The following is a 17,752-nucleotide window of genomic DNA, read 5'->3' as shown; positions in this document are numbered from 1 at the left end:
AACTGCGAATCATTGAAAACCAACAGATTTAAATATTCAATTCCATTAGGGTGTTTGTGTATTTTGGTAGCTTGTTCTACCAGAAATAATACTTTTTTGGCTCGAAATTCACATGCTTTAAGTACAAAATATAATATTTTATACAACGGGCAAATAGCATTAGACAAAGGAATCAAAGGAATTGAAGCCGGTAATCAGGATGATTTTTGGGAAACTCTTCCTGTCGAAGCCATGAACATTGATGAAGATGTTGTGGCTGATACTACTAAAAATGCTGATTTTGCTAAAGCCGAAGAAAAAGCTACCAAAGCCATTCAGAAACATTCGATGAATATTGGAGGAAGAGAACGCAATTCGCAAATAGACGAAGCTTATTTACTTTTAGGAAAATCCCGTTATTATGATAAACGGTTTATTCCTGCGCTGGACGCTTTTAATTATATTTTATATAAATATCCTAACAGCAGCAGAATTTATGAAGCTAAAATATGGCGGGAAAAAACCAATATGCGTCTGGGTAATGATGCCTTAGTTGTAAAGAATATTAGTAAGATGCTCAATGAGCACCAACTCGAAAAACAGGTTATGGCTGATGCCAATGCGCTTCTGGCTTCGGCATTTTTAAATTTAGAAGAAAAAGACAGCGCCATTGTCAAACTGCAAAAAGCGGTGAATTTCAGCAAACATAATAATGAAAAAGCCAGATACCGTTTTATATTAGGACAATTGTATCAGGAAAAAGGAGAGAATGATCAGGCAGGTGCTTATTATGAATCCGTGATTAAGATGAACCGAAAAGCAGACAGGAAATACATGATGCAATCTCACGTGAGACTGGCACAGCTGTTTGATTATCAAAATGGCGATAAATTTGCTTTTGATGAAAAGTACCATAAACTTTTGGAAAATCGTGAAAATCGTCCTTTTCTGGATGTTTTAAACCACCAAATGGGCATTTTTTATGATAAACAAGGCAGGGATGAACGAGCCTTAGAATATTACAATGCTTCTTTGGATCATGCTAAAACAGATACTTATTTAATGGCTTCCAATTACAGAAATATTGGAGACATGTATTTTAAAAAAGCCAGTTATCCCATAGCTGCAAAATACTATGACAGCACATTAGTAAAACTGAACCCAAAAACCAGAGAATTTATAAAAATCGAAAAAGTACGTAAAAATCTGGATGAAGTTATTTTGTATGAAGCTATAGCGGTTAGAAATGATAGTATTCTTCATGTAGTTGGATTGCCGGAATCCGAAAAAGTGGCTTATTTTGACGCTTATATTGAAAAAATAAAGCAACAAGATGAAGCGCAAAGAATTTTAGAAGAAAAAGAAGCCGAGAAACAAAAAAATATAGAGAGAAACAGTCTGGCTACAACTGCCGATGTAGCTGTTTCGGGCAATGGAAATGCAATGCCTAAACCCGCATTTACGCCACCATCGATGACCGCACTTCAGGCGGATAATACTTTTTATTTTTACAATCCTACTACCGTATCTTTTGGGAAAGTGGCGTTTAAGAAAAACTGGGGAAAGCGTACAGCTTCCGGTTATTGGAGACTATCTTCTCCGTCTAATATCAATACTAATGATGCTTTTGCAAAAGATACTTCAATAATCGCACAAAAAGAAATTTCTCGGGATTCAATAAAGGAAAAAGAAGTAAATCCAAGATACCAGACTGATTTTTATTTAGGACAGCTTCCCACTTCAAAAACGGCAATTGACAGTATTGCGAAAGAACGTAATGATTCCTATTATCAGTTAGGTGTGATTTATAAAGAAAAGTTTAAAGAATATGATTTAGCTGCCAGTAAATTAGAGCAGTTGTTAGGATACCATCCTGAAGAAAAAATAGTACTCCCTGCTTTATATAATTTGTATAAAATTTATCAGATTACAGATGCAGACAGAGCCGAATCTTTTAAAAACAAAATTATAACTCAATATCCCGATTCGCGTTACGCAAAAATTTTAGGAAACGAAAATATAATTGTCGAGGAAGGCAGTCCTGATGTAGTTTATCAAAAATTATATCAGCAATATGCGAATGAGGAATTTGGTGCTGTTTTAGAGAAGATAGATGGTTTAATTAATCAGTTTTCGGGAGAAGAAGTGCTGCCTAAATTAGAGCTTTTAAAAGCAAATGCTATCGGGAAAGTACAGGGATTAAGTGCTTATAAAAAGGCATTAGAGTTTGTAGCTGATAATTATCCTAATTCTGACGAAGGGAAAAAAGCGAATACTATTTTAGCAGAACAGATTCCGTTATTAGAAAAAATGGATTTTGATTTTAAAACATCAGCTCATTGGAAAATAGTGTATCCATTAGCTTTAGATGCTGTGGATGACAAAAAAGCCATTGAAGAAAAAATCACTAAGTTTATGAATGCTGAGAATGCTCAGAAACTGAGTTTAGCTTTCAATTCTTATGATACTAAAGAAGGTTTTGTAATTATTCAGGGAATTACAACACAGGAATATGCGGTGAGCGTAGCACAGCTTTTAAAAGAAGATCCGGCTTATAAAATAGCCACTCCGGCTATCATTATTTCGAACGAAAATTATAAAATAATCCAAATCAAGAAAAATCTAAATTCGTATTTAGAAGCAAAAAAAGAATAACAATGTTTAATAAAAAAGAGAAACCCTATACCGAACTTTTAGGCAAAACCAACAGAATAGTCGAAGGAACTGTGATAAAAGGAGATATTATTTCTAAAGCTGATTTTAGATTAGATGGCGAATTAATAGGTAATTTTCAATCTGCGGGCAAACTCGTTATTGGTCCCACCGGAAGTGTTACAGGAGATATAAGTTGTAATAATGCCGATATTGAAGGAAAATTTAACGGTGTAATTCAGGTTACAGAATTATTAAATGTAAAATCTAAAGCCAGTATTTATGGTGAGGTGACAGTAGGCAAACTGGCAGTGGAACCCGGAGCTGATTTTAGTGCTTCCTGCAGTATGAAAGAAAATGTAAAGCTGTTAACTGATGGAAAAGAAACCCAATAATAAAAAATCCGCTAAGTGGCTCGCATTGATAAATATTCCCATCCAGATGGGAGTAATTATTTTTCTGTTCTCTTATTTAGGAAATTGGCTGGATGAAAATCACCCCCATCCAAAAATATATTATAATAAGGTTTTAGTGATGGTAGGTGTGTTCTTAGCATTATACAACGTGATAAGACAGGTGAATGAGATAAATAAAGACAAAGATTAATTTTTCAGAAAGTATTTTTGTTGTCAAAAAGGAAAGCATGATTTTAAAAAATTATAAGTCATTTCTGTTTTTAACAGTTGCAGTATTGCTGTCTTATATAATACACAAACTGGTTTTTTATATTTTCGAAATCAATCAGGAGGTGTTTTATTATACATTGGAAAAATTGTATGCTGTCTTTTTTATTCTTTCATTGGGAATTATTTTGATTTTATTAAAAATAAAAGAACGTAATTTTGATCAGGTAGGCATGTCGTTTTTATTGTTAACCAGTATCAAATTAGGAGTTTATTATTTGCTTTTGAGGCCAATTTTGAATACGAAACAATACGATATTGCAACGGAGAAAATGAGTTTTTTTGCGTTATTTATTCTTTTTTTGACATTAGAAACCATTGTAACCATAAGAATATTAAGCGAAAAGCAATAAAAACAAGGCTTTATTGAGGGTTAAAAAAAAATATGTTTTTATATCCTTTTAGATATTAAATAATAATGTACCTTTGCGCCAAATTTTAGAAACGTAAATATAACATATTTTGTAATTATGGTGATTTTAAAGAGACCACTTAGATTGATTTTAGTAGCATTTTTAGCGTGTCTTCCATTGATTAGTTTTGCAAATCAAGAAGTTGATGCTGAACATGGTAAAGAAGCAGATACTCACGAAGCAGTAGCTGAAAGCCACCATGAAGGAGCTCACGCTGAACCAACAGATGTAAAATCTAAAATAAAAGCGTTTATAAATCACCACGTGTTAGATTCTCATGACTTTTCATTAACTCAGGATGATGAAACGGGAGAGTCCTGGGGATTCCCATTACCGGTTATTTTATGGGATAATGGTTTGCAGGTATTTTCTTCTGCAAAATTCCACCACGGAAAAGAAGTTGCCGAATCTAATGGTAACTATTATGCTATCAATCACCATGATGGTAAAATTTACAAAACAGATGCTTCAGGAACAATTACTGAGAATGAAGAAACTGGACACCCTGAAAATTTCCGTCCTATTGATTTTTCTATCACTAAAACCGTATTATCAATTATAGTAGCAGCAATTTTAATGTTTTTCCTTTTTACCAGTTTAGCTAAATCATATGCTAAAAATGGAGGAATTGCTAAAGGTGCCGGACGTATTTTTGAACCATTAGTTTTGTATGTTCGTGATGAAATTGCAATCCCAAACATTGGTGTAAAACATTATAAAAGATACATGAGTTATTTACTGACTATCTTTTTCTTTGTATTGTTCTTAAATATCTTTGGTTTAACTCCACTGGGAATTAACGCTACAGGAAATTTCACAGTAACGTTCTCTTTGGCTCTTTTAACTTTCCTAATCACTAATTTAACAGCTAATAAAAACTATTGGGGACACATTTTCTGGATGCCGGGTGTGCCAAAACCAATGCGTATTATTTTAGCTCCAATTGAATTGTTAGGGGTGTTTATCAAACCATTCTCTTTAATGATTCGTTTGTATGCGAACATTTTTGCAGGACACATTGTATTGATGAGTATTTTAGGTCTGATGTTTATTTTTAAAAGCTGGATTGGAAGCAGTTTGTCTTTTGGATTAGCATTTGTGCTTTCTATTCTTGAAATATTGGTAGCATTTTTACAAGCCTATATTTTTACAATGTTATCAGCGCTTTATTTTGGTGCAGCTGTTGAAGAACACCACCACGAAGAAGGGCATCACTAAAAAAAGATTTCAGATTTCAGAAAATTAGATTTCAGAATGCAAATCTAAAATCAGAAGTTCAAAAATCTAATATCAAATTGAATGTTTAATTTTTAATATATATATCATGGAAATTCCACAAATCATTGGAGCAGGATTAATCGTTATCGGAGCAGGTTTAGGTATTGGTAAAATTGGTAGCTCTGCTATGGACGCTATTGCACGTCAGCCAGAAGCTTCAGGAAAAATCCAGACAGCTATGCTTATCGCTGCTGCACTTATTGAAGGTATTGGTTTCGCGGCTTTATTCGCAGCTTAATTAAAACTAAAAAAAGCAATAGTTGCAACGGTTGGTTGTAACTATTGTTTTTAAAATTAAAACATTACATTGCAGCATTGCAATAAGATTAAATTTAGAATATAAAACTTAGAATTATATATAATGGAAAAGTTAATAAATCAGTTTGAGTTTGGTTTGTTTTTTTGGCAAGTATTAATATTTGTTGGATTAATATTTTTATTGAAAAAATTTGCTTGGAAACCTATTCTTGATGCCGTTAATGAAAGAGAAGAAGGAATTAAGAATGCATTAGAATCTGCTGAAAATGCCAGAAAAGAAATGCAGGAACTTCAGGCTGATAACCAAAGAATATTAAACGAGGCAAGAGCAGAGCGTGATACGATGTTAAAAGAAGCCCGTGAAATGAAAGAGAAAATGGTTGCTGATGCTAAAACTGAAGCACAAGCTCAAGGAGCAAAAATGATCGAGCAGGCTAAAGCAGCAATTGAAAGCGAGAAAAATGCAGCTATGGCTGAATTGAAATTGCAGGTTTCTTCATTATCATTAAGCATTGCAGAGAAATTATTGAAAGAAGAATTATCTAATACTGAAGCTCAGACTAAGTTAGTTGAGAAAATGTTAGGTGACGTAAAGCTAAACTAATATTATGGCAGGTACAAGAGCAGCAATTCGTTACGCAAAAGCAATCCTTAATATGGCCGATTCGATAGGAGTGGCTAAAGAGGTAAATAACGATATGATTTCAATTGCTTCAACAATCAAAGGAAACGCTGAGTTAAATACTTTTATTCAGAGTCCTACAATAAGTGTTGACGTAAAAGAAAAAGCATTATTAGAAGTTTTTGCTACAATCAATGGCGTAACCAAAGGATTATTTCATTTATTATTTGAAAATAAAAGATTTGAAATTCTGGAAGCTATTACAGTAGCCTATTCTAATTTATTTGATGAAGCCAATGGAATTGAAGTAGCTAAGGTAACTACTGCTATCCCGATGGATGCTGATTTAGAAGCTAAAGTTTTAGCTAAAATTTCATCTTTGTCAGATAAAAAAGTGACTATTAAAAATATAGTAGATCCTGCAATCATTGGAGGATTTATTTTAACTATAGGTGATAAGCAGTATAATGCTTCTATCGCTAACCGATTACAAGTATTAAGAAAAGAATTAAGTAACTAGTTTTATTGCACATTAAGTGTCTAAATTATAAATTAAGATGGCGGAAATCAAACCTGCTGAAATTTCAGCAATATTAAGAAAGCAAGTAGAAGGTTTTGAATCTGGCGCTACGCTGGAGGAAGTAGGAACGGTACTTCAAGTTGGAGATGGTATTGCTCGTATTTACGGGCTTTCGAATGTACAATATGGAGAGTTAGTAGAATTTGAAAATGGTCTTGAGGCTATTGTATTGAACTTAGAAGAAGATAACGTAGGGGTGGTACTTTTAGGACCATCAACTGGTATTAAAGAAGGTTCTACTGCTAAAAGAACACAACGTATTGCTTCTCTTAAAGTAGGAGAACAAATGGTAGGGCGTGTAGTAAACACTTTAGGTCAGCCAATTGATGGTAAAGGACCAATCGGTGGAGAATTATACGAAATGCCATTAGAAAGAAAAGCTCCTGGAGTAGTTTTCCGTCAACCGGTAACTGAACCATTACAAACAGGTGTTAAAGCGGTAGATGCTATGATCCCTGTTGGACGTGGACAACGTGAGTTGGTTATTGGTGACCGTCAAACAGGTAAATCAACTGTTTGTATCGATACTATCTTAAATCAAAAAGAATTTTATGATGCTGGTAAACCAGTATTTTGTATCTATGTTGCTATTGGACAAAAAGCTTCAACAGTAGCAGGAATTGCAAAAATGTTAGAAGAAAAAGGCGCAATGGCTTACACAGTTATCGTTGCTGCTAATGCTTCTGACCCGGCTCCAATGCAAGTTTATGCTCCTTTCGCAGGTGCTGCAATTGGAGAATATTTCAGAGATTCAGGTCGTCCGGCTTTGATTGTTTACGATGATTTATCTAAACAAGCTGTGGCTTACCGTGAGGTTTCTCTTTTATTAAGAAGACCACCGGGACGTGAGGCTTATCCTGGAGACGTTTTCTACTTACACTCCCGTTTGTTAGAGCGGGCCTGTAAAGTTATCGCTGATGACGGAATTGCTAAAAACATGAACGATTTACCAGAGTCTATCAAAGGAATCGTTAAAGGTGGAGGTTCATTAACAGCTTTACCAATTATCGAAACTCAGGCTGGTGACGTTTCTGCATATATCCCAACAAACGTAATCTCGATTACTGACGGACAAATTTTCCTTGATGGGGATTTGTTTAACTCTGGGGTTCGTCCTGCAATTAACGTAGGTATTTCTGTATCTCGTGTAGGAGGTAATGCTCAGATTAAATCAATGAAAAAAGTATCAGGTACTTTAAAATTAGACCAGGCACAATTCCGTGAATTGGAAGCATTTGCTAAGTTTGGTTCTGACCTTGATGCAGTTACATTAAACGTAATTGAAAAAGGAAAAAGAAACGTTGAGATCCTGAAACAAGGTTTGAACGATCCTTATACTGTTGAAGATCAGGTTGCAATTATCTATGCCGGATCTAAAAACTTATTGAGAAATGTTCCTGTGAACAAAGTAAAAGAATTCGAGAAAGATTTCTTAGAATTCCTAAACGCAAAACACAGACCAACTCTTGACGCTTTAAAAGCAGGTAAATTAACAGACGAAATTACAGATGTAATCGAAACTGTAGCGAAAGAAGTTTCAGCAAAATATAACTAATCTAGTGAATAGTGAATAGGGAGTAGTAATTAGACTATTCACTATTCACTTATTACTATTTACTTAATAAAAAATGGCAAATTTAAAGGAAATCCGTAATAGAATTACTTCCGTTTCATCTACGATGCAAATCACATCGGCGATGAAAATGGTATCTGCAGCCAAGCTTAAAAAAGCTCAAGATGCAATTACAGCCATGCGCCCTTATGCCGAAAAATTAACGGAATTATTACAAAGCCTTTCTGCAACTCTTGAGGGAGGAATTGGAGAAGAGTTTACTACGCAACGTGAAATTAACAGAGTATTGCTTGTAGTGGTAACTTCTAACAGAGGTTTAGCAGGTGCATTTAATACAAATGCAATCAAAGAAGCTAAAAACCGTGCAGCCTATTATGCAGGAAAACAAGTGGATATTTTTGCTATAGGTAAAAAAGGAAATGATATTTTAAGCAAAACAAATACAGTTATTGAAAACCAAAGTACGGTTTTTGATAATTTGACTTTTGATAATGTTTCTGCTATTGCTGATACACTGACGCAAAAATTTGTTAGCGGAGAGTACGACAGAATTGAATTGATTTACAATCAGTTTAAAAATGCCGCTACTCAGATCGTTCAGACAGAACAATTTTTACCATTAGCGCCTGTAAAATCAGACTTAAATGTTACCGCCGGAGATTATATCTTCGAACCATCAAAAGAAGAAATTGTTTTGACTTTGATTCCTAAATCATTAAAAATGCAATTGTATAAAGGAATCCGTGATTCTTTTGCTTCTGAACATGGTGCGCGTATGACGGCAATGCACAAAGCTACAGATAACGCAACTGCATTGAGAAATCAATTAAAACTGACATACAACAAAGCACGTCAGGCTGCAATTACCAGCGAAATCTTAGAGATCGTGGGTGGAGCAGAAGCTTTAAACGGATAGTTATTTATTCAGAATATTATTTTAAAGTCCCGTATTTGCGGGACTTTTTTCATTTGTAAAGAACAGTAAATCCAAAAGGTTTTTTTTATAATTTTAATTTCAAAATCTGTAAAGATTACCCTGTTTTTATTATTTGCATCAGATGTTTCAGTACTATAAATAGTGTGTATCAAACTAAAAAATAAGTTTTGTTACTATTGTAAAATAACTTGTTTAAAAGAGCAACAAATGATTCCATAGCTGCGTTAATTAAACCAAAGATTTAGTTATTTTTGTTTTTTAAATAGTATTAAGACATATCATTTTGGGTTTATATAAAAATCTTTTCAAACAAACAGCCATTTACGGACTAGCTACGGTTTTGCCCAGGATGTTTAGTTTCTTATTAGTACCGCTTTATACCGATTTGCTTCCAAAAGCAGAGTATGGAAAAGTGACTATCATATTTGCCTGGATGATTTTTTTCAATGTGATTCTGGCTTACGGAATGGAAACGGCTTTTTTTAGATTTTATAATAAAGAAGAAAATAAGAAAACAGTGATTGAGACTTCGATGGTATCTATTTTCTGGACCACATTAGTATTCTTATTTGCGGCACTTTTATTCCGGACGAGCTTAGCTGACTGGTCAGGAATTGATTCACAGTACATTAGTTATGCTATCTGGATTTTAGCATTAGACGCCTTAGTTATTATACCGTTTTCCAAGTTAAGAGCGCTTCAAAAATCAATGACTTATGCCATTATTAAAATTGGAAATGTATTGGTAAACCTGCTGTTGAGCGTTTTATTTTTGATTTATCTGCCTAAGTTATCTGCAGTAAATCCTACCGGTTTAATCAGTTCTTTTTATATAGAAAATTTTCAGATTGGTTATATTTTTCTGGCAAATATTATTGCCAGTTTGTTGACTTTTGTGGTTTTATCGCCTGATTATGTGTTTCTGAAATGGAAATTTGATTTTGGTTTATGGAAAAAAATGATGGTTTATGGGTTGCCTATTTTGGTTGCCGGAATCGCTTTTGCCATCAATGAACAATTTGATAAAATTCTTCTCGACCGATTATTACCTAAAAATATTGCAGAAGATGCAGTAGGTGAATATTCCGCCTGTTATAAATTAGGTTTGTTTATGGTATTGTACCGCACAGCATATACCCTTGGTATCGAACCTTTCTTTTTTAGTCATGCTTCGGATAAAAATGCGCCTCAGACGTATGCCATGGTCACAAAATATTTTGTCATTTTTGGATCGTTTATTATGTTAAGCGTTATCGTTTTTGCTGATTTATTCAAATTGCTGATGATCCGTGACGAATCCTATTGGGTGGCGATGAAAGTAGTTCCGTTAATTATTCTGGCCAATTTCTGTCTTGGAATTTATACGAATCTTTCTGTTTGGTACAAATTGATTGATAAGACATATATTGGAGCTTATATTTCTATTGTAGGAGCAATTATCACATTAGTACTTAACTTTTTATTGATTCCGTCTCATAGTTATTTGGGTTCGGCAATTGCAACACTGGCTGCTTATGGAAGTATGATGTTGATTTCCTATTATCTGGGCAATAAATATTATCCTATTCCTTATGATTTTAAAAAAATAGGTGGTTATCTGGGATTGTCTGTTCTGTTTTCGGTAATTTCATTTTATTATTTCAGACAAAATTATTTTGTTGGAATTGCCCTGTTACTCTCGTTTCTCTATTTTATTTATTATAATGAGAAAACCACTTTATTGAATATTCTTAAACGTAAAAACAATCTGTAGAATAAGTGCTTACTTGTTCGTTAATAAAAATAAAAGAATGAAAATTAATATCATCAATAAATCACAGCATGCTTTGCCTAACTATGAAACTATAGCTTCGGCAGGAATGGATTTAAGAGCTAATTTAACGGAATCGATAACTTTACAGCCATTAGAAAGAACCATTGTTAAAACAGGTCTTTTTATCGAATTGCCGATAGGTTACGAAGCTCAGGTTCGACCAAGAAGCGGACTCGCGTTTAAAAACGGAATTACAGTGTTAAACAGTCCCGGAACAGTTGATGCCGATTATCGTGGCGAAATAGGCGTGATTTTAGTGAATTTATCCAATCAGGCTTTTGAGATTCAAAACGGAGAACGTATAGCACAGTTAATCGTTGCCAAACACGAGCGCGCCGAATGGACTGAAGTAGAAGAATTATCAGAAACTTCAAGAGGAGCCGGCGGATTTGGAAGTACCGGAGTAAAATAAAATTTAATAATTTAAAGATTCAATGATTGAAAGATTTTTTAATCTTTCAATTTTTCAATTTTTTAATCTTTCAATAAATAAAATATGAAAATAATTGTTCCAATGGCTGGAAGAGGTTCCAGACTTAGACCACATACATTGACTATTCCTAAACCATTAATTCCGGTTGCCGGAAAACCTATTGTACACCGTTTAGTAGAAGATATCGCCGGTGTTTTAAATCAGGAAATTGAAGAAGTTGCTTTTATTATTCACGAGAGTTTTGGCGAAAAAGTCGAGCAGGATTTAATTGCTATTGCCGAAAAATTAGGAGCAAAAGGAACTATTTATTACCAAAATGAAGCTTTGGGAACAGGTCATGCGATTATGTGTGCCAAAGATTCGCTGTCGGGTCCGGCAGTAATTGCTTATGCAGATACCTTAATCCGAGCTGATTTTGAATTGGATCCAACTGCTGATGCAGTAATATGGGTCAAACAAATTGACAATCCGGAAGCTTTTGGTGTTGTTAAATTAAATGATAAAAATGAAATCATCGAATTAGTGGAAAAGCCACAGGAGTTTGTAAGTGATCTGGCGGTTATTGGAATTTATTACTTTAAAGATATTGCTGTTTTAAAACAGGAATTACAAAACGTTTTAGACAATAATATCCAAAACGGTGGTGAATACCAGATTAATGATGGTATTAAAAACATGATGGCTAACGGTAAAATCTTTAAAACCGGAGAAGTAAGTGCCTGGATGGATTGTGGCAACAAAAATGTTACGGTGGAAACCAATTCCAGAATGCTGGCTTTTCTTGCAGAAGACAAAGAAAACCTGGTTTCTAAAAATATAAAAACAGAAAATTCAACCATCATCGAACCTTGTTTTATTGGAGAAAATGTGGTGTTGATTAATGCCACGGTAGGTCCTAATGTATCTTTAGGAAATGGTTGTCATGTGATTGACAGTAGTATTAAAAATAGTTTGGTGCAAACACATGCTCATATTAAAAATGCTGATTTAGACAATGCTATGATTGGTAATCACGCTAGTTTCGATGGTAATTTTACAAGCATCAGTATTGGGGATTATTCCGTGTTAGAATAATTTTGAGATATAAAATCGTCTAATTTTTTATCATGAAAAAGGCTGTTTCTTTAATGATAATGTTCGTTTTGCTCAGCAATCCGGCTGCGTCATGGGCTCAAACAGAACCCGAAGAAATTAAGCTGGAAGACAATAAATTTAAAGATTATTTTTTTGAAGCTTTAAAGCAAAAGGCTATCGAAAATTATGACAAAGCTATTGTTTCATTGGAACGTTGCCTGAAATTAGAACCTGATAATGCAACAATTTATCATGAATTAGGTAAAAATTATCTGGCTTTAAAAGATTATAAAAATGCCTATTCTTCTTTTGAAAAAGCCAGTACATTAGACCCAACCAATAAGTGGTTTTTAATCGGGATGTATGATGTTGATTATGCCACTAAAAATTATGAAGATGGGGTTAAAATAATCAACAGACTGATTCCTCTGGATGAAAAATTCAAAGAAGATCTGACATCGCTTTATATGAATACGGGCGAATTTGACAAAGCCCTGATTCTTATCAATGAATTAAATGAAACCGTTGGTAAATCAGAACGGAGAGAGAATTATAAAATGCAGATTTTATCGCAGGAGAAATATCAGGATGCGGAAATCAGTAACTTGCTGGAACAAATTAAAAAGTATCCAAAGGAAGAGGAAAATTATATTTCGCTTATTTACTATTATTCTAAGAAGGATGATTTAGAAAAAGTACTGGCAACAGCACATCAGTTAGAAACGGAAATTCCGGATTCAGAATGGGCACAAGTGAGTTTGTTTAAAAGTTATCTGGTTCGAAATGAAAGCGAGAAAGCCATTAAAGCAATGAATATTGTTCTGGCAAGTTCTAAAATAGATAGTAAAATAAAACACCGTATTTTCAATGAATTTCTGATTTATCTCAATAGCAACCCGCAATTTACAGCTGATTTAGATAAAGCGATTGGGTATTTTGATGAGGATAAAAATGTGAATGTAAGTCAGGAAGTAGGTAAATATTATCATAATAAAAAACAATGGGATAAGGCAATAAAATACTATCAGTTAGCGCTTAAACAAAATAGCCCTGCTGATGTTGAAACAGCTTTACTTTTGCTGGATGTATATTTACAATCCGGGGAATATCAAAAAACAGCTCTGTTTGCTTCTGATATGGTAGATTTATATCCGACACAGCCACAATTTTATTATTATGCCGGATTAGCTTATAACCAAATGAAAGAATTTAAAAAAGCAAAAGAAATGTTAGAAACAGGCATGGATTATGTAGTAGAAAACCCGACATTAGAAATAAATTATTATATTCAGTTAGGAGAATCCTATAATGGTTTGGGGGATACCTCTAAAAAAGAGTTTTATTTTTCTAAGGCTAATGAATTATTAAAAAAACAAAAGTAAGATGAAAAGAATAATAGTATTATTAGTAGTTATAGGTATGGTTTCCTGTAAACCTAAAGCCACGGTTATCTCCACAACGGTTACAGAACCTGTTGATGATATGAAGACAGCAAGGATAATAGACAATCACTATAGCAATAAAAGTGATTTTTCTACATTATACGTTAAAGCCAGTGCCCGTTATACGGATGAAAAACAGTCACAGAATGTAACCGCAGAAATTAAAATAAACAAAGACCGGCAAATTCTGGTCAGCATACGTTTTTTAGGAATAACAATGGCTAAAGCTTCTATAACTCCCACTTCGGTGAGTTATTATGAAAAAATAAAAGGCACTTATTTTGAAGGTGATTTTACCGCATTAAGCCAGTGGTTAGGAACAGATTTGGATTATAACAAAATTCAGAATATGCTAACCGGAGAAGCTCTGGACGATTTGAATAAAGGGAAATACACTAAAATTTTACTCGATAATTTATACCGTCTGGATGATGCTGCTAACGGAAATACACAAAAAAGCTACTATTTTAATCCAAATGATTTTACGGTAAACAAACAACAGGTAAGCCAGACGGATAAAAACAGAAGCATTCAGATTAGTTATCCGGAGAGAGTGGCTTATAAAGAAGCAAATTTGCCGGCTAGTGTTGAAATTAAAACAGAACAGCCTAAAGGGAAAACGGAAATTAACTTAAATTACAATTCTGTTTCATTTAATGAAGAACTTTCTTTCCCATATAGCGTTCCGGATGGTTACAAAAGAATAATAATTAAGTAAATTTGCAAAAAAATATTTCTTAAGATGCCAAAATATTTCCTTAGTCTGTTATTTGTATGCCTGACTGCTACCATGTGGAGCCAGTCGCAGCAAGAAAAGTTAGAACAACGAAAAGCTCAGATTCAGAGAGAAATCAGAGATAACGAAAAGATGTTACAAAACGTCAAGTCAAAGGAAAAATCGGCGATGAATGTTTTTTTGATTCAGAAAAACAAAATCAGACTGAAAGAGAATCTGATTAATACCACCGAAAAACAAACCCGGCTTTTAGCGGATGATATGTATCGCAACCAACTTAAGATAAACAAGCTCAACCGGGAATTAAAAGTTTTAAAAGAAGATTACGCTAAGAAAATTGTAAATTCATACAAAAGCCGTTCAGAGCAAAGCCGTGCTATGTTTATCCTTTCTTCGGAAAATTTCCTGCAGGCTTATAAAAGAGCGCAGTATTTAAAACAATATACCAGTTTTAGAAAATCACAGGGAGTAGAAATCAATAAGAAATCCAAAGAATTACTTAGTATTAATGAAAAATTAAAGCTTCAGAAAATTGCCAAACAAAAACTTCTGGAAGAAAATAAAAAGGAACGTTTAGCTCTGGTAGAAGAAAAGCAAGAACAGGAAAAACTGGTCAATTCAATTAAAAAAGATAAGAACAGGATTGTTTCTGATATTCGAAAAAAACAAAGAGAATCTAAAACTATTGATGGTCAAATTAACCGTTTGATTCGGGAAGCTATTGCTGAGGCTAACAGAAAAGCTGCTGCCGAACGCGCTAAGGCTGCTGCCAGCGGTGATAAATCAAAATCAGACACAGGAAAAGCAACAGTTTCCAGAGGCTCAGTTTCTTCTTCAAGGATTGAGATGACCCCTGAGGACAAAATAATTGCCGATAATTTTAAAGCCAATCGTGGAAAATTACCATGGCCGGTAGAAAAAGGATTTATATCATTAGGCTACGGTGATCAGCCGCATCCTATTTACAATACCTTAGTGGTACACAATAGTGGTTTGGAAATCACTACTAATGAAGGAGCAAATGCCAGAGCTGTTTTTGCAGGAGAAGTATCCCGTATCTGGTTAATTACTCCTGTAAATAAAGCAGTAATGATTCAGCATGGGGATTATTTTACGGTGTATCAAAACCTGAGTTCTGTGAATGTATCTGCAGGAGAGAAAGTAAGTATCAAACAAAATTTAGGCAGAATCCGTACCAGTGGAGATACCGGAAAAACGGTGCTTAAGTTTATTTTATCTCAAAATACAACCTATATGAATCCACAGGGCTGGCTGGCTAATTAGTAGATGCTGACATAAAAATAAAAAGCGGATCGGATATTTTTCTGATTCGCTTTTTTTTAGGTCTGAAAATAATACAGTTTATTGCTGCTGTTGTTCGGCATACAGTAATTGTTGCTGAAATTCAATGGAATTTTTTTGTAATTCCACATCATTGATTTCTTCAAAGTGGCGTCCATCTTCATAACCAACAGAAACAAAAACCGAAAGTGTTTGTTTAGAAACCCCTTTGAAAGTTCCTTTTACAGGAGTACAATCGGTAAAATTGTTTCCAACCGAGAGTTTGACATGATTGTCCATAGTCCAGATATTGTTGGTCGGATCAATACCCAGCCAGCCTTGTTTTGGGGTATAAATTTCAACCCAGGCATGCGTAGCCCCTTCTCCTCTGAGTCCGCTTTCGTTAGGGCAAATATAACCGCTGACGTATCTTGACGGAATACCGGCAGTTCTTAAAAGCTGTAACAGCACATGAGCAAAATCCTGACAGACACCTTTGCGGTGACCTAAAATTTCATCTGTTGTTGTTTCAATATTGGTAATGCCTTTGGTATAGGTAAAATTGTTGTAAATGTATTGGCTACAGTCAAAAGCAATGTCAACAATCGATTTGTTTTCATAATCAATTTCTTTTAAAATAGCCATGATTTCCTGCTGCTTGCTGATGGTTTCCGGATAGCAGAGACGTAAAAGATAAATATCATTGTGAAAATCCAGATCGGCTGCTTTGGTATCCTCAGTTTCAGGAATTCTAAGCGAATGATTTACACGCACCAGCATCCGGGATTCAATAGTCATTTCGGTATGGGCTTCTAAAATATTAAAGTTGCCCACCCTGTTTCCATGATAATCATTTGTATAAGCCACATCGGGATTGTGAGTAATCAAAAGCTGGTATTGCAACACATCCTGGTTTTCAAAGTGATGCGGAAACAAGCGTATTTCATTAATGCTCTCTTTGATAGCGAAGTTGTATTTGTATTTGGTAATATGGATGATGTTAAAAACTGCCATTGTGGTTTAGGTATATGAAAAGAATAATTTTGAAAAATCCATCGAAAAATCATTCAGCTGATCTTTAGTGTTTTTTAATACTTGTTCTAACTGATAATTGCTAAGGTGATGGTAATCAGTGTATTCTATGTAGCTTTTAAGTCGGCCAAATTGATTGCGCATCGTACGTGCTTCCATCAGGTTGTTGTTTCTAAACACACATTCCAGATAGGTTTCTATCAAACCCAGCGTAAATATTACCGAATGTGCAAAATCAGGGTTGAAAATGACATGTTGGATTACTTTTCGATTGTGCGGTATATTACTATAGCTTTTCAGATACAATTCGTAACCCGACAGCGATAACAATAATTTTCTCCAATACAATAAATCTTCTTTTCCTTCCAGATTGTATTCAATAGGTGCATAATAGGATTGTGTCATCGAAATAGTTTGCAGACATCGTTCGATATGTTTGCCAATGCTCGAAAAACACCAGCCCAAACCTCTGGGCATGGTAACATGAAATATCCCATTGTATAACAAAAAATCTTTGTTCAATTTGGCCAAAATACTAATGGCTTCGGGGGTTTCCAGTCTTTTAGGCAAGTCGGCGGCATTGATATAATGGTACATCGAATTGATGTGTTCCCAAAGTTCTTTGGTAATTTTATCCTGCGAACCTCTTGCATTTTCCCGGGCTTTGGTAATTAAATTCCGAACGGAATTAAGGTTTTTATTATCACAAATGACATATTTCAACACAAAATTAGTGTCATGCTGAAATTCGGCAATGTATTCCGGAGATAAATCAGTGTAATATTTTAACAATGGTTTGTATCCCTGATAATCATTCGTTTCCTGATCAAAAGACATGATGTAAAGGGTGTTGAGGGTAAGCAGCATTCCATCGGTTCTTTCCATGTATCGGTTGAGCCAGAACATTCCGTCGGCTACACGACTGAGCATATTTACTTCCATAGTTATTTTTTTTAAAGTTTAAAA

At 34.4% G+C, this 17,752-nt stretch carries 18 protein-coding genes; 16 read left to right on the top strand and 2 right to left on the bottom strand.

Annotated elements, in window-relative coordinates:
• The first annotated feature begins 12 nt into the window (after positions 1 to 12).
• The 16 genes from porW (at position 13) to ABS764_RS04055 (ending at position 15,757) form a co-directional block, all read left to right on the top strand.
• Entirely contained in the window at positions 13 to 2,634 is a 2,622-nt protein-coding gene (gene porW, locus ABS764_RS04130) for a type IX secretion system periplasmic lipoprotein PorW/SprE (RefSeq protein ID WP_408080265.1), read from the top strand.
• 2 nt (positions 2,635 to 2,636) lie between these two features.
• On the top strand, positions 2,637 to 3,026 hold the full coding sequence (locus ABS764_RS04125) for a bactofilin family protein (protein ID WP_408080264.1): 390 nt from the start codon (positions 2,637 to 2,639) through the stop codon (positions 3,024 to 3,026).
• A complete protein-coding gene (locus ABS764_RS04120; protein ID WP_408080262.1) occupies positions 3,007 to 3,237 on the top strand; it encodes an AtpZ/AtpI family protein in 231 nt (76 codons plus the stop codon). Before ABS764_RS04125 ends, ABS764_RS04120 begins: the two co-directional genes overlap by 20 nt.
• 37 nt (positions 3,238 to 3,274) lie before the next feature.
• Positions 3,275 to 3,667 (top strand): hypothetical protein, encoded by a 393-nt coding sequence (locus tag ABS764_RS04115; protein WP_408080260.1) that lies wholly within the window; start codon positions 3,275 to 3,277, stop codon positions 3,665 to 3,667.
• A gap of 117 nt (positions 3,668 to 3,784) precedes the next feature.
• The gene (gene atpB, locus ABS764_RS04110; protein WP_408080258.1) at positions 3,785 to 4,945 is read left to right on the top strand and encodes a F0F1 ATP synthase subunit A; all 1,161 of its coding nucleotides are present in this window, start codon (positions 3,785 to 3,787) and stop codon (positions 4,943 to 4,945) included.
• Positions 4,946 to 5,051: 106 nt separating this feature from the next.
• Positions 5,052 to 5,243 (top strand): ATP synthase F0 subunit C, encoded by a 192-nt coding sequence (atpE, locus tag ABS764_RS04105; RefSeq protein ID WP_026712861.1) that lies wholly within the window; start codon positions 5,052 to 5,054, stop codon positions 5,241 to 5,243.
• 123 nt (positions 5,244 to 5,366) lie between these two features.
• On the top strand, positions 5,367 to 5,867 hold the full coding sequence (locus tag ABS764_RS04100) for a F0F1 ATP synthase subunit B (RefSeq protein WP_408080256.1): 501 nt from the start codon (positions 5,367 to 5,369) through the stop codon (positions 5,865 to 5,867).
• Between the two features lie 4 nt (positions 5,868 to 5,871).
• Complete coding sequence (atpH, locus tag ABS764_RS04095) at positions 5,872 to 6,405, top strand: ATP synthase F1 subunit delta (protein WP_408080254.1); 534 nt, start codon at positions 5,872 to 5,874, stop codon at positions 6,403 to 6,405.
• 37 nt (positions 6,406 to 6,442) lie between these two features.
• On the top strand, positions 6,443 to 8,020 hold the full coding sequence (atpA, locus tag ABS764_RS04090) for a F0F1 ATP synthase subunit alpha (RefSeq protein WP_408080252.1): 1,578 nt from the start codon (positions 6,443 to 6,445) through the stop codon (positions 8,018 to 8,020).
• A 73-nt stretch (positions 8,021 to 8,093) separates the two neighbouring features.
• The gene (gene atpG / locus ABS764_RS04085) at positions 8,094 to 8,954 is read left to right on the top strand and encodes an ATP synthase F1 subunit gamma (RefSeq protein ID WP_408080250.1); all 861 of its coding nucleotides are present in this window, start codon (positions 8,094 to 8,096) and stop codon (positions 8,952 to 8,954) included.
• 304 nt (positions 8,955 to 9,258) lie between these two features.
• A complete protein-coding gene (locus tag ABS764_RS04080) occupies positions 9,259 to 10,728 on the top strand; it encodes a lipopolysaccharide biosynthesis protein (RefSeq protein WP_408080248.1) in 1,470 nt (489 codons plus the stop codon).
• A 37-nt stretch (positions 10,729 to 10,765) separates the two neighbouring features.
• Complete coding sequence (dut, locus tag ABS764_RS04075; protein ID WP_408080246.1) at positions 10,766 to 11,200, top strand: dUTP diphosphatase; 435 nt, start codon at positions 10,766 to 10,768, stop codon at positions 11,198 to 11,200.
• Positions 11,201 to 11,284: 84 nt separating this feature from the next.
• Complete coding sequence (locus tag ABS764_RS04070) at positions 11,285 to 12,295, top strand: sugar phosphate nucleotidyltransferase (protein ID WP_408080244.1); 1,011 nt, start codon at positions 11,285 to 11,287, stop codon at positions 12,293 to 12,295.
• Between the two features lie 32 nt (positions 12,296 to 12,327).
• Entirely contained in the window at positions 12,328 to 13,677 is a 1,350-nt protein-coding gene (locus ABS764_RS04065) for a tetratricopeptide repeat protein (RefSeq protein ID WP_408080242.1), read from the top strand.
• A 1-nt stretch (position 13,678) separates the two neighbouring features.
• On the top strand, positions 13,679 to 14,455 hold the full coding sequence (locus tag ABS764_RS04060; RefSeq protein ID WP_408080240.1) for a DUF4292 domain-containing protein: 777 nt from the start codon (positions 13,679 to 13,681) through the stop codon (positions 14,453 to 14,455).
• Between the two features lie 24 nt (positions 14,456 to 14,479).
• Entirely contained in the window at positions 14,480 to 15,757 is a 1,278-nt protein-coding gene (locus tag ABS764_RS04055) for a murein hydrolase activator EnvC family protein (protein ID WP_408080238.1), read from the top strand.
• Positions 15,758 to 15,835: 78 nt separating this feature from the next.
• Here the strand turns inward: ABS764_RS04055 and ABS764_RS04050 are convergent, their stop codons facing one another.
• Both ABS764_RS04050 and ABS764_RS04045 read right to left on the bottom strand, forming a co-directional pair.
• Positions 15,836 to 16,768, bottom strand: coding sequence for a transglutaminase family protein (locus tag ABS764_RS04050; RefSeq protein ID WP_408080236.1), 933 nt, complete (start codon positions 16,766 to 16,768; stop codon positions 15,836 to 15,838).
• A 6-nt stretch (positions 16,769 to 16,774) separates the two neighbouring features.
• On the bottom strand, positions 16,775 to 17,728 hold the full coding sequence (locus ABS764_RS04045) for an alpha-E domain-containing protein (protein ID WP_408080234.1): 954 nt from the start codon (positions 17,726 to 17,728) through the stop codon (positions 16,775 to 16,777).
• Positions 17,729 to 17,752: the final 24 nt, after the last annotated feature.

Origin of the sequence: Flavobacterium plantiphilum (assembly GCF_046000495.1) — a bacterium.
In the GTDB taxonomy this organism is placed as follows: domain Bacteria; phylum Bacteroidota; class Bacteroidia; order Flavobacteriales; family Flavobacteriaceae; genus Flavobacterium; species Flavobacterium plantiphilum.
The sequence above is the reverse complement of the archived record's forward strand: the minus strand, read 5'-3'. Positions and strand labels throughout refer to the sequence as shown.

Coding starts and splice junctions, on each gene's coding strand:
- atpH (WP_408080254.1), top strand. CDS start 5,872: ATGGCAGGTACAAGAGCAGCAATTCGTTACGCAAAAGCAATCCTTAAT.
- ABS764_RS04070 (WP_408080244.1), top strand. CDS start 11,285: ATGAAAATAATTGTTCCAATGGCTGGAAGAGGTTCCAGACTTAGACCA.
- ABS764_RS04045 (WP_408080234.1), bottom strand. CDS start 17,728: ATGGAAGTAAATATGCTCAGTCGTGTAGCCGACGGAATGTTCTGGCTC.
- ABS764_RS04050 (WP_408080236.1), bottom strand. CDS start 16,768: ATGGCAGTTTTTAACATCATCCATATTACCAAATACAAATACAACTTC.
- atpG (WP_408080250.1), top strand. CDS start 8,094: ATGGCAAATTTAAAGGAAATCCGTAATAGAATTACTTCCGTTTCATCT.
- ABS764_RS04055 (WP_408080238.1), top strand. CDS start 14,480: ATGCCAAAATATTTCCTTAGTCTGTTATTTGTATGCCTGACTGCTACC.
- ABS764_RS04120 (WP_408080262.1), top strand. CDS start 3,007: ATGGAAAAGAAACCCAATAATAAAAAATCCGCTAAGTGGCTCGCATTG.
- atpA (WP_408080252.1), top strand. CDS start 6,443: ATGGCGGAAATCAAACCTGCTGAAATTTCAGCAATATTAAGAAAGCAA.
- atpE (WP_026712861.1), top strand. CDS start 5,052: ATGGAAATTCCACAAATCATTGGAGCAGGATTAATCGTTATCGGAGCA.
- ABS764_RS04060 (WP_408080240.1), top strand. CDS start 13,679: ATGAAAAGAATAATAGTATTATTAGTAGTTATAGGTATGGTTTCCTGT.
- ABS764_RS04125 (WP_408080264.1), top strand. CDS start 2,637: ATGTTTAATAAAAAAGAGAAACCCTATACCGAACTTTTAGGCAAAACC.
- dut (WP_408080246.1), top strand. CDS start 10,766: ATGAAAATTAATATCATCAATAAATCACAGCATGCTTTGCCTAACTAT.
- ABS764_RS04115 (WP_408080260.1), top strand. CDS start 3,275: ATGATTTTAAAAAATTATAAGTCATTTCTGTTTTTAACAGTTGCAGTA.
- atpB (WP_408080258.1), top strand. CDS start 3,785: ATGGTGATTTTAAAGAGACCACTTAGATTGATTTTAGTAGCATTTTTA.
- ABS764_RS04100 (WP_408080256.1), top strand. CDS start 5,367: ATGGAAAAGTTAATAAATCAGTTTGAGTTTGGTTTGTTTTTTTGGCAA.
- ABS764_RS04065 (WP_408080242.1), top strand. CDS start 12,328: ATGAAAAAGGCTGTTTCTTTAATGATAATGTTCGTTTTGCTCAGCAAT.